The organism is Caballeronia sp. 11_S32 (assembly GCF_056930355.1).
This window is the reverse complement of the sequence record NZ_JBXOWH010000005.1, coordinates 872,231-888,646: the sequence shown is the minus strand read 5'-3', so window position 1 is coordinate 888,646 and position 16,416 is coordinate 872,231. Positions and strand designations below refer to the sequence as shown.

The following is a 16,416-nucleotide window of genomic DNA, read 5'->3' as shown; positions in this document are numbered from 1 at the left end:
GCACAACGGTCCCTATGTAATGCTATGCGCATACTCTATGCACATTGGAGATGCACATGGCTGAGGCATTCGTGACCCGCGCCGAGCTTCCATCGGCCAACCAGCCGGAGAAGGGCACAAAAGTGACGCGCAAGCCGACCAATGTGTCTCTGCCGTCGGATCTGCTTGAGCGTGCGAAGGAATTGAACGTCAACGTTTCCCGTGCGAGCGAACGGGGACTGCGTGAAGAAGTTCAGGAAGTGGAGGCTCGCCAATGGGCCGAGCAGAACGCCGAACTCGTCAAAGCGTACACCGCGATGGTGGAGCGAGAAGGGCTACCTCTGGCTAAATATCGGACGTTTTGATGGCCCGTTTTGACCTCTACGCGAATCCTAACGAAGACTCGCGAGAAACCACGCCTTACGTGGTGGACGTGCAGAGCGATCACGTCGGGAGCCTGCCTACCCGCGTGGTGATTCCCTTGCGCCGTTCGAAGATTCTGCGCTACTCGGGTACACCATCCGATCTGTTGCCGAATTTCATGATCGATGGTGAAGACTGCTTTCTAGATACTCCAGCCATGGCGGCCATTCCGGCGAATGTGCTTGGCCGAAGGATCGGCTCACTTGCCGAATTTCGCGGCTTGATTGCCGAGGCGAGGGACCGGCTCTTTGGTCGTTATTGACTGCATGCACTGACTGCGTCGCTGCTCGGCTATCCGCGCGTTTTTTCGCCTGGGCTGGCAGCGCTCGCGACGGTTCAAGGCTTGGCGGGTGGTAGCCGCCCGCGTCCCGCCTCGTGCGCCCGCTCCAGCATGAAGTCGATGAACGCCAGCGTCGCGCGCGTGTGATGCCGGTTCGGCATATACAGCATGTACATGTGCGTGCCGAAGATGCTGAGCCGCCACTCATCGAGCGCCGTGACGACCTCGCCGCGCCGCATGTCTTCCATCACGACATAATCCGGCACGATGCCGAGCCCGAGGCCGGCGAGAATCGCATCGCGCAGAAAGAGAAAGTTCTCCGAGATCAGGCTCGGTTCCAGCAGCACTTCATGACGCTCGTCGTCGAGATAAGCGGCGACGCGCGTCTGCTTGCCGACGACCGTCGCGGTGATCACCGGCACGACCCGTAATTCTTCGAGGCGCGTGGGCATGCCATGCGCCTCGGCATATGCCGACGATGCACACGCGACATAGCGCACCGGCCCCATGTCGCGCGCGACGAGACTCGGCGGCGGCTCCGGCATCACGCGCACGGCGATATCGACTTCATCGCGCAGCAAGTCTTCGACGCGATTTTCGAACATCACGTCGAGGACGATATCCGGATACGCCCGCTTGAACGCGATCAGCCATTCCGACATCACGAGCTGCCCGTAGCCGCTCGGCACGGAAAGCCGGACGCGCCCCTGCAGCCCTTGCCCGAGCGTCGATACGGATTCGTGCGCCGCGAGGAGCGCGTTCTGGATCGACCTGCCGTGCTCATAGAGCTTGAGCCCGAGTTCGGTCGGTTCGACCCGCCGCGTGGTCCGCCGCACGAGTTGCAGGCCGACAGACTTTTCGAGCTGATTCAGGTGATAGCTGACATTGGCGCGGCTCATTTTGAGGCGGCGCGCCGCTTCGCTCAGATTGCCCGCATCGAGAATTTCGACCAGCAGCGTGAGTTCGTTGACGTCCACGGCACATTTCACCATTGTCAAAATTTCTTTGACAGTCTGTCAATCGCCGCTGTAATTGTCAAGGATGCTTGTCCCCGCGAGAATGCTTCCACGCCAAACCGGAAACATAGAATCAGGAGACTTGATCCATGACGCTCTCGAGCGCGCCCGAAACGGCCACCGTCCAACATGAATTGCGCGGCAGCGTCCTCGTCGTGACCATCGATCATGCGCCCGTCAATGCGCTGAATGCGGCCGTGCGGCGCGGCCTCATCGACGCGATCGAAGCCGCCGATGCGAACGCGTCGGCGCGCGCGGTGCTGATCGTGGGCGCGGGGCGCAACTTCATCGCGGGCGCCGATATCCGCGAGTTCGGCAAGCCGGCGGTGCCGCCGTCGCTGCCGGAGGTGTGCAACCGAATTGAGGCGTGCGGCAAGCCGGTCATCGCGGCGATTCACGGCGCGGCGCTCGGCGGCGGGCTGGAGGTCGCGCTGGCGTCGCATTACCGGATCGCGGTGGAAGGCGCGAAGCTCGGCCTGCCCGAAGTGCAACTGGGCCTGTTGCCCGGCGCGGGCGGCACGCAGCGCTCGGCGCGCCTGATCGGCGCCGGGGCGGCGCTATCGCTGATGCTGAGCGGCCGTCACGTCGGCGCGCAGGAAGCGCTGCGCCTCGGTCTCGTCGATCGCGTCGGCCAAAGCGATGATGTGTTCGCCGAAGGCCTCGCCTACACGCACGAACTCATCGCGACGCAGGCCGCGCCGCGCCGCACGCGCAACGCGCGCGGTCTCGCGGACAGCGAAACGAGCGCCGCCGCGATCGCCGCCGCGCGCGCCGACACGCAGAAGAAAGCGCGCGGCCTGCTGTCGCCGCTTAAGATCGTCGACTGCGTGGAGGCGGCGCTGAACCTGCCGTTCGATGAAGGTCTGCGCTTCGAGCGCGAGCAATTCCTCGAATGCCGCGAAAGCCCGCAGCGCGCCGGGCTCGTCCACGCGTTCTTTGCGGAGCGCGAAGCGCAGAAATCGCCGGAAACGCGCGATGCGCAACCGCGCGCGATTCAGTCGGTCGGCGTGATCGGCGGCGGCACGATGGGCGCGGGCATCGCCGTCGCGCTGCTCGACGCGGGCCTTGCCGTGACGATGGTCGAGCGCGACGACGCATCGCTCGAACGCGGCCGCGCGCACATCGAGAAGGTGTACGACGGGCTGATCGCGAAGGGCCGCATGACGCACGATGCGAAAGCGCGCGCCATGCAGCGCTTCAATGGCGACACGAAGTACGACGCGCTCGCCGATGCCGACCTCGTAATCGAAGCCGTGTTCGAGGACATGGCGGTCAAGAAGGCCGTGTTCGCGGAACTCGATCGTGTGTGCAAGCCGGGCGCGGTGCTCGCGAGCAACACGTCCTATCTCGACATCGACGAAATCGCGGCAAGCATCTCGCGCCCGCAAGACGTGCTCGGGCTGCACTTCTTCTCGCCCGCGAACATCATGAAGCTGCTCGAAGTGGTCGTGCCCGCGCGCGTCGCCGCCGATGTCGTCGCGACCGGCTTCGAGCTCGCGAAGAAGCTGAAGAAGGTCGCGGTGCGCGCGGGCGTGTGCGACGGCTTCATCGGCAACCGCATGCTCGCGGTGTATCGCGCGGCGGCGGATCATCTGATGGAAGACGGCGCATCGCCGTATCAGATCGACAAAGCCGTGCGCGACTATGGTTTTCCGATGGGACCGTATCAGGTCATCGACCTCGCGGGCGGGGACATCGGCTGGGCCGCGAGAAAGCGCCGCGCCGCGACGCGCGATCCGAACGCGCGCTATGTGCGCGTCGGCGACGAGTTGTGCGAGCGCGGCTGGTTCGGCCAGAAGACCGGACGCGGCTTCTATCGCTACGAAGACGGCGCGCGCGGCGGCAAGCCGGACGCCGAAGTCGAAGCGATCATCGACGCCGCGCGCAAGCGTGCGGGCGTGACGCCGCGCGCGTTCAGCGACGAACAGATCGTGCGCCGCTACATGGCCGCGATGATCAACGAGGGCGCGAATATCGTGCACGAAGGCATCGCGCAGCGCCCGCTCGATGTCGATGCCACGTTGATGCACGGCTTCGGTTTTCCGCGCTATCGCGGCGGCCCGATGCATTATGCGGATACGGTCGGCCTCGCCAATGTGCTCGCCGATATCCGCGAGTTCGCGAAGGAAGATCCGCTCTTCTGGCGCGCATCGCCGCTTATCGTCGATCTCGTCGAACGCGGCAAGAATTTTTCGAGCCTGAATCAGCCGGCCTGAATCCGGGCTTCGTCACTCTCACTTGGAACAGCAGTCATGGACCTGAAATTCACCGCTGACGAAGAGGCGTTTCGCGCGGAAGTGCTGGAATTCCTGCGCACGTCGCTGCCCGAGCGCATCGCGCACAAAGTGCATACGGGCAGGCACCTGACGCGCGACGACATGGCGCAATGGCACGGCATCCTCAACGCGAAAGGCTGGCTCGCGAATCACTGGCCGAAGCAATACGGCGGGCCCGGCTGGACGGCGGTGCAGAAGTTCATCTTCGAGAACGAATGCGCGATTGCGGGCGCGCCGCGCATCGTGCCATTCGGCGTGAACATGCTCGGGCCGGTGCTCATCAAGTACGGCAGCGAAGCGCAGAAGCGTCACTGGCTGCCGCGCATTCTCGACGGCTCCGACTGGTGGTGCCAGGGCTATTCGGAACCGGGCGCGGGCTCGGACCTCGCATCGGTGCGAACCACCGCCGTGCGCGCGATGGAGAACGGCCAAGAGTATTACATCGTCAACGGCCAGAAGACGTGGACCACGCTCGCGCACTTCGCGAACATGATCTTCTGTCTCGTGCGCACGTCGCAGGATGCGCGCAAGCAGGAAGGCATCAGCTTTCTTCTCATCGACATGAATACGCCGGGCGTGGAAGTGCGTCCGATCATCACGCTCGATGGCGAGCACGAAGTCAACGAAGTGTTCTTCACCGATGTCCGCGTGCCCGCGGCGAATCTCGTCGGCGAGGAGAACAAGGGCTGGACCTATGCAAAGTACCTGCTCACGTATGAGCGCACGAATATCGCAGGCGTGGGCTTTTCGGTCGCGGCGCTGCGCCGCCTGAAAGCGGCGGCGGCCAAGGTGCAGAGCAATGGCCGCGCGCTCATCGACGATCCGCTGTTCGCCGCGCGGCTCGCGCGCGTCGAGATCGATCTCGAGAACATGAAGACGACGAATCTGCGCGTGATCGCGGCAGTGGCGGGCGGCGGCGTGCCCGGCGCTGAAAGCTCGATGCTCAAGATTCGCGGCACCGAAATTCGTCAGGAGATCTCGTCGCTGATGCGCCGCGCGATGGGACCGTATGCGCAACCGTTCATCGACGAGGCACTCGACGAGGGCTACGAAGGCGCGCCCGTTGGGCCGGACGAGGCATCGAGCGCGGCGGCGCAGTACTTCAACAATCGCAAGCTGTCGATTTTCGGCGGCTCCAACGAAATTCAGAAGAACATCATCGCGAAGATGATGCTCGGGCTCTAAAGGATTCGCACGATGAATTTCCAGCACACGGAAGACCGGCGGATGCTCGCGGATTCGCTGAACCGCTTCATCGCCGAGCAGTACGGGTTCGAGACGCGCGACCGGATCGCGCGCTCGGAAGAAGGCTTGAGCCGCGACATGTGGCGGCGCTTTTGCGAGCTCGGCATCATCGGCGCGTTCTTCGATGAATCGTCCGGCGGCTTCGGCGGCGACGGCTTCGATGTCTCCGTCGTGTTCGAGGCGCTCGGGCGCGGGCTCGTCGTCGAGCCGTTCCTCGATGCGCTGATCGTCGGGCGCGCGCTCGCGCAGTCGGGCGATGACAGGCAGCGCGGGATCATCGTGAAGATGATCGACGGCGCGGCGATCGCGGCACTCGCGCATGACGAGCCCGGCTCGCACTACGAGCTTTCACGCGTGAGCACCCGCGCGACGCGGCACGGCGATCAATGGGTGCTGAAGGGCGCGAAGGGCGTCGTGCAGCAGGGCGAGCATGCGGACGTGCTGCTCGTGTCGGCGCGCACGTCGGGTGGCGACCATGACGAAGCGGGCATTTCGCTCTTCGTGGTGCCGCGCGATGCGCGAGGCGTGAGCGTGCGCGGGTATCGGAAGATCGATGGCGGACGCGCGGCGGAGGTGTCGCTCGATGACGTCACGCTCGATGCCGATGCGCTCGTTGGCAAGGAAGGCGATGGCTACGCGACGCTCGTGCATGCGGTGGGTTACGGTCTCGTCGCGCTGGCTTCCGAAGCGGTCGGCGCGATGGATGTCGCGAAGGAGCACACGCTCGAATATCTGCGCACGCGTAAGCAGTTCGGCGTGCCTATCGGCGCGTTCCAGGCGCTGCAGCATCGCATGGCCGATGTGCTGCTGGAAATCGAACAGGCGCGTTCCGCTGCGATCAATGCGGCGGCGGCGGTCGGTGAAACGGGCGTCGCGCGTGAGCGGGCGCTGTCGGCGGCGAAGTATTCGGTGGGGCGCATCGGCGCGCGCGTCGCGGAAGAGTCGGTTCAGTTGCACGGCGGGATCGGCATGACGTGGGAGCTGCCGCTTTCCCACTACGCGAAGCGTCTCGTGATGATCGATCATCAGTTGGGCGATGAAGACCATCATCTCGCGCGATATATCGCATTGGGACGCGCTGAGTTGTCTTGAGCGCGTATCACGCCATGGTTCCCGAACTCGACAACGAACTGCCCTGAGGCCACGACAACCATGCTGGCGATCATTCACGACAAGGTTCGGAGCGAGGCGGCCATGCTCGCCGACAAGGACGACGCCACGCTCTGGCGCTGGTTCTCCGAACTCTACGACGAAGGGCGAATCCGCTGGTGCCGTTCCGCGCAAGGATGGCTCGTCAGCGTGGATCACAAGCACCTCGCGACGGAGCCGGATTTCGATGCCGCGATCCGCGTTTCGCGCGAGCGCTATTTCAGCGGCAGGCTAAAGCGGGCAGAGGCTCGCCGCTGAGGCGCGGGTGTTTTAAAAGCCGCTCGATCATCGGGTCAAAGCTTATCGGGCCTTTCTCGGCCTTTTTGCCGGTCATTCGAGGCCAGGTTGAATCGGATGGCGTCCCCTGACGCCGGATTCGACGTGCAACCGATCGTGAGCGCGTGAACGTCGCACGAACAGCGCCCGCAGATCGGCGCCCTATTTCAGAGTTATCTGACTGTTAGCAACTCGCAAGGTATCGAGAATTCCGGGTTTTCCGGAACTCGGAGTTCCGGACCCATTTGCTGCAGTCACAGAAGCTCTGAAATGAATAAGAACTCGTACCGATTGGTGTACAGCCGCGTGCGCAACATGGTCGTCGCAGCGGCAGATTTCGCCGTGGCGCGTGGCAATGCGGCCGGGACAGGGGAGCGTGGCGCACGTCGCAGCGCCGACACGTCGATTTTCACGCCAGCGTTGCGCGTCATGGCATGGGCCGCGATCCTGATGCTCGGCACTGCATCGACGTTGGCCGTCTCGCAAATCGTCGCGAAGCCGGGCTCGGGCACGCAGGTGCTGCAGACACAGAATGGGCTCGATCAGGTGAATATCGCCAAGCCCAGTTCGGCCGGCGTCTCTCTTAACAACTATTCACAATTCGATGTGCCCGGCAAGGGCGCGATCCTGAATAACTCCCCGACCATCACGCAGACGCAGCAGGCGGGTTATATCAACGGCAACGCGAATCTGACGCCGGGTCAGGAAGCGCGCATCATCGTGAATCAGGTGATGTCGAATTCGCCTTCGCAACTGCGCGGCTAACGTCCTCGTTCAACAGCCCGGCAAGCTGGACAGTGAAAAAGCACTTCGATGCACAAAGTCTGGAAGCCCGATCGACACCCCACACCCCGCCCCTCCAACCCAAATCAGACAAATAGGAGAGAATATCGTCCGAGCTCGCTGACCGAGGACCATGCAGAGCAAAGATAAACTCGCGAGCCAGCATTCCGGGATCTCCAAATAGTGGCCACCGACAATATCCGAAACCCGAGTCTGAACGCGCCGGCGCCATCGCGTCCGCGCCTATCCGCGCCGAACATCATCGTGCTATGCGGGACCGTCATCGCGCTCGCGATGGTCGGACTGTGCGCGCTGGTGCTTTATCAAGGCAGGCTCGACGCGCTCGATCGCGCGCGCGACACGTCGCGCAATCTCGCCTTGCTCGCCGAGCGGGACATCGAACGCAATTTCGAGCTATACGAACTCTCCCTGCAAGCCGTCGTCGAAGGCGTGCAAAGTGCCGATGTCAGCGCGCTACCGCCGCGATTACGCAACGACGTGCTGTTCGACCGGGCAGCCACTGCGCGCGATCTCGGATCGATTCTCGTGCTCGACACGAACGGCAACATCGTCATCGATTCCGGCAGCATCGTGCCGCGCCCGGGCAACTTCGCGGACCGGCGTTATTTCACCGTTCAGCGCGATCATCCCGACACCGGGCTCTTCATCAGCAGCCCGTTCGCGTCGCGGCTGCGAGGCGGGGCACCCAGCATCGCGCTCAGCCGCAGGCTATCGAATCCCGATGGATCGTTCGCGGGCGTTGCGATGCTCGCGATCAACCTCGAATACTTCCGCACCCTCTTCGCGGGACTTTCGCTCGGGCCGCACGGCGCCGTGTCGCTGATCAGCCAGGACGGCATGATGATCATGCGTCAACCCTTCGATGCGCAGGTGATCGGCCGCGACATCAGCCATGCCGACACCTACAAGCGCTTTCGCGCGGCCGCGCAGGGTAGCTTCAGCGAGAAATCCTCGCTCGACGGCAGGCGCCGCCTCTACTATTTCCGCAATTTCCCGAAGCTGCCGCTCATCATCATGGTGGCCGAGGGCGAAGAAGACGTCTATGCGGCGTGGCATCGGCGCGCGGTCATCATCGGTTCGTCGATGGGCGTGCTCGCGATCGGCTTCATCATCCTGTCGTTCGTACTTGCCGCGCAGTTCCGGCGGCGCATGCGCGCCGAGTCGGAACTGCAACTGCTCGCGCGCACCGACGGACTGACCGGGCTGCACAACCGCCGCACGCTTGGCGAGATTCTCGATCAGGAGTGGCGCAGGGCGCGCCGCACGCGCAGTCTCTTTTCTCTGCTCTTCGTCGATATCGACCGCTTCAAGGCCTTCAACGATGCCTACGGCCATCAGGCCGGCGACGACGCGCTCGCGGCCGTCGCGCGCTGCATCGGCGACAACATCCGCCGCCCCGCCGACACCGCGGCGCGCTATGGCGGCGAGGAGTTCGTCGTCGTGCTGCCCGATACACCGACCGAAGGCGCGGCGCGCATCGCGGAGCGGATTCGCGCGGCCATCAGCGATCTGTCGATCGAGCACGCGGGCAGCGAGTTCGGCCGTGTGACGGCGAGCATCGGTCTCGCGAGCTGGCGTCCCGAACGTGACGACGACGTGAGCACGCTCATCCGCGCCGCCGACGAAGCGCTCTACGATGCGAAGGCATCCGGACGAAACCGGGTCATGCAGGCTGGCGCCGTTTGAACTGCCGGTTGCGCGCCTGCACTCACTGAGCCTCGCCGCCCGCCATCGTCTCGATGATGCTTTCGAGCTGCGCGCTCATCGGCATGTCGAGGCTCTTCCCGGACGGCAGACGCTGCAGGAACCAGCGCTTGTATTGCCGCTCGATCTCGCCATCGGCGGCGAGTTCCTGGAACGTGTCCCTCACCACCTGCGCGAGCTGCGGATCGTTCTTGCGGAACATGATGCCGTATGGGTCATATGACAGGTAATCGCCCACGACCTGATACGCGCCGCCTTTCGCCGCGTTTTCGGCGATGAGGCCGTACAGCAGCACATCATCGGTGGCGAATGCATCGGCCTGGCCGTTGGCCACGCGCGCGAAGCCATCCGCATGGTCCGGCACGACCTGCAAGCGCATGCCGAGCGCGAACTTCCTGTCGAGATCGCGCAAGGCTTTCTCATTCGTGGTGCCCGCCGTCACCGCGACCGTCTTGCCCGCCAGATCGCGAAACGAGCGGATCGGCGAGCCTCGTTTCACCATCACCTTCGTGCCGGCCACGAAGATGATCGGCGAGAAGGCCACGCGCTTCTGACGCTCGACGTTGCTCGTGGTCGAGCCGCATTCGAGATCGACCTTTCCATCGACGACCGCATCGATGCGATCTTCCGGCGTGACGTGAACCCACTGAATATTCAGGCTCTTGTGGATCGCGTTGCCGATCGCGGCGACGAGCGACTTGCACAGCTCGATCGAATAGCCGATGGGCTCCTTGCGCGCACTGAGATACGAGAAGGGCACCGAGGCGTCGCGGTAGCCGAGCGCGATCGTGCCCGTGTCACGCGCTTTCGCGAGCGTGCCGGTGAGCGTCGCGGGGGAGTAGGCGTCGTTGTTCGGCGGCGGTGTCTGCACGTCATCGGCCGCGCGCGCGCCGAAGGCCGTGGCGATCAGGCTGGCCACAGCCAGCGCCGCCCAGAAGCGCTGCGTCTTCATGGCTCGCCTCCGTCAGACTTGCGCCGGATGCGCCAGCGACGCTTCCTGTTCGGCCTCGATGCGCGCCGCATTCGCCGCCGCTTCCGATTCCGACAGCAACTCGCCTTCCCACTTGGCGACCACCGCGCTCGCGATCGAATTGCCCACCGCATTCGTCGCGGAACGGCCCATGTCGAGGAAGGTATCGACGCCGAGGATCAGCAGCAGGCCCGCCTCGGGAATATTGAAGTGATTCAGCGTGGCCGCGATCACGACCAGCGACGCGCGCGGCACGCCGGCCATGCCCTTCGACGTCAGCATCAGGATCAGCAGCATCGTGATCTGCGTGCTGATCGGCAGATGGATGTTGTACGCCTGCGCGATGAAAAGCGTCGCGAACGTGCAGTACATCATCGAGCCGTCGAGGTTGAACGAATAGCCCATCGGCATCACGAAGCTGGATATCTTGCGCTTCACGCCGAAGCGGTCGAGCGCGTCGAGAATCTTCGGATACGCGGCTTCGGAACTGGCGGTCGCGAACGAAAGCATGAACGCTTCCTTGATGAGCGACAGCAGCCGGAAGACGCGCCGCCGGAGAAACAGGTAGCCGGCAAGCACGAGCAGGCCCCACAGCAGAAACAGGCTGAGATAGAAGTCGGCCATGAAGACGGCGAACTTGAGCAGGATCGTCAGCCCGTTGACCGCGACGGTGGCGGCCATCGCGGCGAACACGGCCAGCGGCGCGAGCTTCATCACGTAGCCGGTGATCTTGAGCATCACATGCGAAAGCTGATCGATCGCGCCGAGCAGGATCTTGCCTTTGTCACCGAGCGCGGCGAGCGCGACACCGAAGAACATCGAGAACACGACGATCTGCAGGATCTCGTTGTTGGTCATCGCTTCGGCGAACGAACGCGGCACCATGTGGCTCACGAAATCCTTCAGCGTGAATTTCGATGTCGCGAGATTCGCCGACGCGCCGATGTCGGGCAGCGGCAATCCGAGGTTGTCGCCGGGCTTGAGCAGGTTGGACATCACCAGCCCGAGCAGCAGCGAAATGAGCGAAGCAGTGATGAACCAGCCGAGCGCCTTGGCGAACACGCGTCCGACCGAGGCCGCGTCGCCCATGTGCGCAATGCCGACGACCAGAGTGGAAAACACGAGCGGCCCGATCAGCATCTTGATGAGCCGCAGAAAGACATCGGACACGAGCGAAATGTAACCGGCTATCTCGGTGGCGGATTTCTTGTCGGGAAAGCTCGTGAAGATCATGTAGCCGACCAGGATGCCGACGACCATTGCGACCAGAATCCAGATGGCTGCGGAATTCTTCTTGTTCATCTCCAGGCCTCCATTGACTGCGTATCGAACGATTGCACTTCAACTTGCGGATGCAACAGGCGATGCAAGACGGGACGGCGATTGCCCGCGAATCTTCAGATGGTAACGTTGCCCTCCGATCTTCGCTGAGCGCGGCGCGTATCCCTCCGATGCGAACATGGATGAGGACGGGTGACAGGTGTCCATCATAAGCCTTTCGCCGTTGCCGGGAATGTGAAGCGCTGTCATGCGTGCGTTGCCGGACTCGCTTGCTTCGAATGCAGCGCGCGAATTGCCTAAACTGAATCGACAGGTTCGAACGCGCAACGAATGAAGCGATTCTTTCATTGCGGCGGTAGCGAGGCGCGTGCCACGTCCTCGAGGATGGCCGGAGAGAACCATGATCGAACTCGACAGGCTCGCCCGAATCCGCATATTTGCCGATCTGCCGCGCGATCGTCTGGAATGGCTGAGTGAGCGCGTGACAGAGTTCTCCATCGCGGCCGGCGACGTGCTGCTGCGCGAAGGCGACATGCCCGCGAGCCTGATCGTCCTTCTCGACGGCGAAGTCGACGCCACGCAAAGCGCGGGCGGTCAGAGCGCTGAGGAGCGCTACGTCGAGGGCTACAGCGGGCCTGAGGCGTTCGGCACGCCGAGCGTGATGGCGTCGATCCCCTATCCGGTGACGCTCACCGCGAAGAGCGAGTGCCTGCTCGCGCACTTGCCGGAAGCCGCGTTTCGTGAACTTTTCGTTTCATGCGGCTCGTTCAGCCAGGCCGTGGCGCGCGTGATGACCGACTGGCTCACGGCGCTCGAAACGGCGGCGCTCAATCGAAGCCGGCTCGCCGCGCTGGGCAAGCTCGCGGCGGGGCTCGCGCATGAGTTGAACAATCCGGCATCGGCATTGGCGAGCGGGCTCCAGTACATGCGCAAGGAGCTCGACGCGCTCGAAGGCTCGGCGCTCGCGCTCGGCCGCCACGCGGTGCCGGAAGGCGCGCTCGGCCGGCTCACTGCGCTTGCGGCGGGCAAGGCATCGAACGAACGCGCCGATGCAGCGGCTTCCTTCGCGCAAAGCGAGCGCGAGTCGCGGCTGGCCGACTGGCTCGGCGCGCGCGGCGTCGCGAAGCCGTGGCGGATCGCGCCGGTGCTCGCGGCGCACGGCGTCGCGGCTGATGACCTCGCGCCTTTCGCCGACGAGCTGAGCGCCGGCCAGCTCGATGCGGCCATCGGCTGGATCGCGCGCGGGCTCGATCTTCGCGCGGTCATGGACGACGCGATGCAGGGCGCGCAGCGCATCTCCGGAATCGTGACGGCGATGAAATCCTATTCGTTCATGGATCAGGGCCCGCAGCAGGAGATCGATCTTCACGACGGCATCGACGACACGCTGATGGTGATGACGCACGAGACGAAGCGCGGCATCGAGCTCGCGCGCGACTACGATCGCAGCCTGCCGCGGCTTCAGGCGTACGGAAGCGAGCTCAACCAGGTGTGGACGAGCATCATCGAGAATGCAATCGAGGCGATGGAAGGCCGGGGCCATATCGCAATCCGCACGCACCGCGACGGCGCCGATGCTGTCGTCGAGATCGCGGACAGCGGCCCGGGCATTCCGGCGGATGCCGTGGAGCACGTGTTCGAACCCTTCTACACGTCGAAGCGCGGGCCGCACGCGCAGGGCCCGAGCATGGGGCTCGGCCTGCATATCGCGTACCGCATCGTGGTGAACCGGCACGGCGGAACGATCGGCGTGCGATCGGATGCGAACGGAACGGTCTTTCGGGTGACGCTGCCGCTCGCGGGCAGGCACGGCGTAACGCATGACGTAGCGCCGCTTGCGGGCCCGGTCCTGTAATGAATGCAAGCCGCGCGAAACCTTGCCGCCGCAGCGTCTACAATGTCTGCAACGGATGCCGCGCCCGCAGGCATGGGCGCCTTAAACCATCATGGACAAGCCCGTGATCCTCGCCGTGGACGACGACCCGATCGTGGCCGGCGCGGTCGCGCGTGATCTGCAGGTCGCGTATGGCGAGCATTACCAGATCGTGCGCATGGACTCGGGGCCGGCGGCGCTGGAGGCGGCGCAGCACTTGCGCCTGCAGAACCGCTCGGTGGCGCTGTTCATCGCGGATCAGCGCATGCCGAAGATGAGCGGCATCGAGTTTCTCGAGCAGGCCATCGAACTGTTTCCCGAAGCCAAGCGCGTGCTGCTGACCGCTTACGCCGACACCGATGCCGCCATCCGCGCGATCAACACGGTGCATCTCGATCAATACCTGCTCAAGCCCTGGCATCCGCCCGAGCAGAACTTCTATCCGGCGCTCGACGATCTGCTCGCGGACTGGCATGCGTCGTCGCGTTCGGCATTTCAGGGCATCCGCATTCTCGATCACCGCTGGTCGCCGCAGGGGCACCAGTTGCGCGATTTCATGGCGCGCAATCACATTCCATTTCGCTGGCTAGACGTCGAGCGGCACGGCGAGGCCGATCCGCTCCTGAGCGCGCTCGCGCCGGGGCAGCGCCAGTTACCAGTCGTGGTGTTCGAGGACGGCACCGTGCAAAGCCGTCCGACGATCGCGCAGATCGCCGAGAAAGTCGGGCTGCACACGCGCTCGACGACGCCGTTCTACGATCTCGTCATCGTCGGCGGCGGGCCGGCCGGGCTGGCGGCGGCGGTGTATGGGGCATCGGAAGGGCTGCATGTCGCGATCATCGAATGCGATGCGCCCGGCGGGCAGGCGGGCACGAGCTCGCACATCGACAACTATCTCGGCTTTCCTTCCGGCGTGAGCGGCGCGGATCTGTCGCGGCGCGCGCTCGCGCAGGCGCGGCGCTTCGGCGCCGAGATGATTCTCACGCAGCACGCGGTGGGGCTGCGCATCGAGCCGCCGTACAAGTTCGTCCGGCTCTCCGATGGATCGGAGGTGAGCTGCCTCGCGCTGATGGTCGCGAGCGGCGTGTCGTATCGCAAGCTGGAAGCGCGCGGCATGCAGGAGCTCACGGGCGCCGGGGTGTATTACGGCGCGGCGCTGGTCGAGGCGGTCGCCTGCTCGAATCAGGATTTGTTTATCGTGGGCGGCGCGAATTCGGCCGGCCAGGGCGCGATGTTTCTGTCGAAGTACGCGCGTTCGGTCACGATCCTGTGCCGCGGTTCGTCGCTGAGCGTGGGCATGTCGCACTATCTCGTCGAGCAGATTCACGAGACGGAGAACATCCGCGTGCGGCCGCATACGGAGGTCGAGAGCGTGAGCGGCGAGGGCCATCTCGCGGAGATCACGTTGCGCGACTTGCAGACCGGCCGTTCGGAAACCGTTCCGGCGAGCGGGCTTTTCGTGTTCATCGGCGCGGCGCCGTGCACGGAGTGGCTGCGCGGCGTGGTCGAGCGCGACGAGCACGGCTTCCTGCTGACGGGCCGCGCGCTCATCAAGGGCGGCCGCGCGCCGGCGGGATGGGAGCCCGGACGCGATCCGTTCCTGCTCGAAACGAGCGTGCCCGGCATCTTCGCGGCGGGCGACGTGCGCGCCGATTCGGTCAAACGTGTGGCGGCGGCGGTCGGCGAAGGCTCGATCGCGGTGCACTTCATTCATCAATATCTCGCGAACCCATGAGCGCTCCGTCGATGCTCTTCGAGATCCCGCTCTTCGCGGGCCTGTCCGACGAGTGCAAGCAATGGCTCGTCGCGAGTCTGACCGAGCATCGCCTGAAGAAGGGCGAGGTCCTGCTGCACGAAGGGCAGATGGTCACGCATCAGTTCATCCTGCTCGAAGGCGAGCTGCTGACGGAAAAGCTCGTCGCGGGCCGTCAGGTGATCGACGACACGCGCGCCGCGCCAGTTTCGGTCGCGGAGGCGTCGCTGCTCTCGGGCATGCCGCTGCCGCTGACCTTCAGCGCGAACACGGATTGCTATCTGGTCTCGCTGCCCGAGAGCGTCGTGCGCAAGCTCTTGAGCGAGTGCGAGTCGTTTGGCAAGCAGATTTTCCGTTCGATGTACGGCCGCATCAGCGCCTACGACTCCTTCATTCTCAGCGGCGAGAAGCTGGCCGCGCTGGGACGGCTGTCGGCGGGGCTTGCGCATGAACTGAACAATCCGGCTGCGGCCGTCGCGCGCGCGGCGGACGGCATGCGCGATGCGCTAGACAGCCTGCATCGCGCGACACGCTCGCTCGTGCTTTGCGCGATGCCCGCCGATGTCATGGACACGCTCGACGCATGGGCGAGCCGCGCGCCGCCCGCCATCGATGCCACGCCGCAGGGCGCGTTGCGGCAGAGCGAAGCGGAAGAGCGCTTCGCGCAGTGGCTTTCGTCGCACGGAACGGACAAGCCCTGGCTCATCGCGCCGCGGCTCGTGGCGGCCGGCTTCGCGCCGGACGAACTCGAGTCCCTGACGCCGCGCGTGAACCCCGAGCAGTTCGGCGCGGCCATCCGCTGGCTTGCCGCGACCGTCGAAATGCGCTTTCTGTCCGAGCAGACGTGGCTCGGCGCCGGGCGCATCTCGGAGATCGTGAAGGCGATGAAGTCGTATTCCTACATGGACCAGGCGCCGCTGCAGGAAGTGGACATCCACAACGGCATCGAAGATACGCTGACCATCATGCAGCACCGGCTGAAGCACGGCATCGTCGTGAGAAGGGACTACGACCGCGCGCTGCCGCCGGTGCCGGTCTACGGCAGCGAGCTCAATCAGGTGTGGACCAATCTGATCGACAACGCCGTCGACGCGATGGAAGAAAGCGGCGAGCTCACGATCCGCTCGCATCGCGAAGGCGACTGCGCGGTGATCGAAGTCTCGGACACCGGGCACGGCATTCCGGCGGATATCCTGCCGCGTCTCTTCGAGCCGTTCTTCACGACGAAGCCGCCCGGCAAGGGCAACGGCCTCGGGCTGCACATCGCGTACCGGACGGTGGTGCATCGGCACGACGGCAGACTCAATGTCGTGGCCAACGATCGCGGCACCACCTTCCAGGTGCGCCTGCCGCTCGCGCATCGGCATGCGGCGGCGCGTTGACGGCG

13 protein-coding genes and 2 pseudogenes are annotated in these 16,416 nt (G+C 64.6%); 12 read left to right on the top strand and 3 right to left on the bottom strand.

The genetic code is table 11. The features are described 5' to 3' along the window. Window positions 1–56 precede the first annotated feature (56 nt). Both AC1Z32_RS38590 and AC1Z32_RS38585 read left to right on the top strand, forming a co-directional pair. Window positions 57–344, top strand: coding sequence for a type II toxin-antitoxin system CcdA family antitoxin (locus tag AC1Z32_RS38590; protein ID WP_483484107.1), 288 nt, complete (start codon window positions 57–59; stop codon window positions 342–344). Further along, window positions 344–664, top strand: coding sequence for a CcdB family protein (locus AC1Z32_RS38585; RefSeq protein ID WP_483484106.1), 321 nt, complete (start codon window positions 344–346; stop codon window positions 662–664). The genes AC1Z32_RS38590 and AC1Z32_RS38585 overlap by 1 nt, the downstream gene beginning before the upstream one ends. A 74-nt stretch (window positions 665–738) precedes the next feature. Here AC1Z32_RS38585 and AC1Z32_RS38580 read toward each other — a convergent pair whose 3' ends face one another. Further along, complete coding sequence (locus AC1Z32_RS38580; protein ID WP_483484105.1) at window positions 739–1,659, bottom strand: LysR family transcriptional regulator; 921 nt, start codon at window positions 1,657–1,659, stop codon at window positions 739–741. Between the two features lie 128 nt (window positions 1,660–1,787). Here AC1Z32_RS38580 and AC1Z32_RS38575 point away from each other — a divergent pair, with 128 nt between their 5' ends. The 7 genes and pseudogenes from AC1Z32_RS38575 to AC1Z32_RS38545 all read left to right on the top strand — a co-directional run bounded on the left by AC1Z32_RS38575 (window position 1,788) and on the right by AC1Z32_RS38545 (window position 9,134). Continuing rightward, on the top strand, window positions 1,788–3,914 hold the full coding sequence (locus tag AC1Z32_RS38575) for a 3-hydroxyacyl-CoA dehydrogenase NAD-binding domain-containing protein (RefSeq protein WP_483484104.1): 2,127 nt from the start codon (window positions 1,788–1,790) through the stop codon (window positions 3,912–3,914). Between the two features lie 36 nt (window positions 3,915–3,950). Continuing rightward, window positions 3,951–5,159: an acyl-CoA dehydrogenase family protein gene (locus AC1Z32_RS38570; protein WP_483484103.1), complete on the top strand. Its 1,209-nt coding sequence runs from the start codon at window positions 3,951–3,953 to the stop codon at window positions 5,157–5,159. 12 nt (window positions 5,160–5,171) lie between these two features. Beyond that, a complete protein-coding gene (locus tag AC1Z32_RS38565; protein WP_483484102.1) occupies window positions 5,172–6,311 on the top strand; it encodes an acyl-CoA dehydrogenase family protein in 1,140 nt (379 codons plus the stop codon). Between the two features lie 60 nt (window positions 6,312–6,371). Further along, complete coding sequence (locus tag AC1Z32_RS38560; protein ID WP_483484101.1) at window positions 6,372–6,626, top strand: hypothetical protein; 255 nt, start codon at window positions 6,372–6,374, stop codon at window positions 6,624–6,626. 288 nt (window positions 6,627–6,914) lie between these two features. Then, window positions 6,915–7,043: pseudogene (locus tag AC1Z32_RS38555) on the top strand (ESPR-type extended signal peptide-containing protein); the annotation flags it as partial. Between the two features lie 84 nt (window positions 7,044–7,127). After that, window positions 7,128–7,406: pseudogene (locus tag AC1Z32_RS38550) on the top strand (two-partner secretion domain-containing protein); the annotation flags it as partial. Between the two features lie 204 nt (window positions 7,407–7,610). Further along, complete coding sequence (locus AC1Z32_RS38545) at window positions 7,611–9,134, top strand: sensor domain-containing diguanylate cyclase (RefSeq protein ID WP_483484100.1); 1,524 nt, start codon at window positions 7,611–7,613, stop codon at window positions 9,132–9,134. Between the two features lie 22 nt (window positions 9,135–9,156). On the opposite strand, the gene AC1Z32_RS38540 is transcribed toward AC1Z32_RS38545, so the two are convergent. Both AC1Z32_RS38540 and AC1Z32_RS38535 read right to left on the bottom strand, forming a co-directional pair. Then, window positions 9,157–10,104 carry an amino acid ABC transporter substrate-binding protein gene (locus AC1Z32_RS38540; protein WP_483484099.1) on the bottom strand — a complete coding sequence of 316 codons (948 nt, stop codon included), beginning with the start codon at window positions 10,102–10,104 and terminating at the stop codon, window positions 9,157–9,159. A 12-nt stretch (window positions 10,105–10,116) separates the two neighbouring features. Further along, window positions 10,117–11,424, bottom strand: coding sequence for a dicarboxylate/amino acid:cation symporter (locus tag AC1Z32_RS38535; protein WP_483484098.1), 1,308 nt, complete (start codon window positions 11,422–11,424; stop codon window positions 10,117–10,119). A gap of 379 nt (window positions 11,425–11,803) precedes the next feature. Here AC1Z32_RS38535 and AC1Z32_RS38530 point away from each other — a divergent pair, with 379 nt between their 5' ends. The 3 genes from AC1Z32_RS38530 to AC1Z32_RS38520 all read left to right on the top strand — a co-directional run bounded on the left by AC1Z32_RS38530 (window position 11,804) and on the right by AC1Z32_RS38520 (window position 16,411). Then, window positions 11,804–13,258, top strand: a complete 1,455-nt coding sequence (locus AC1Z32_RS38530; RefSeq protein WP_483484097.1) for an ATP-binding protein — start codon at window positions 11,804–11,806, stop codon at window positions 13,256–13,258. Between the two features lie 91 nt (window positions 13,259–13,349). Then, complete coding sequence (locus tag AC1Z32_RS38525; RefSeq protein WP_483484096.1) at window positions 13,350–15,011, top strand: FAD-dependent oxidoreductase; 1,662 nt, start codon at window positions 13,350–13,352, stop codon at window positions 15,009–15,011. After that, window positions 15,008–16,411, top strand: a complete 1,404-nt coding sequence (locus AC1Z32_RS38520) for an ATP-binding protein (RefSeq protein WP_483484095.1) — start codon at window positions 15,008–15,010, stop codon at window positions 16,409–16,411. Before AC1Z32_RS38525 ends, AC1Z32_RS38520 begins: the two co-directional genes overlap by 4 nt. Window positions 16,412–16,416: the final 5 nt, after the last annotated feature.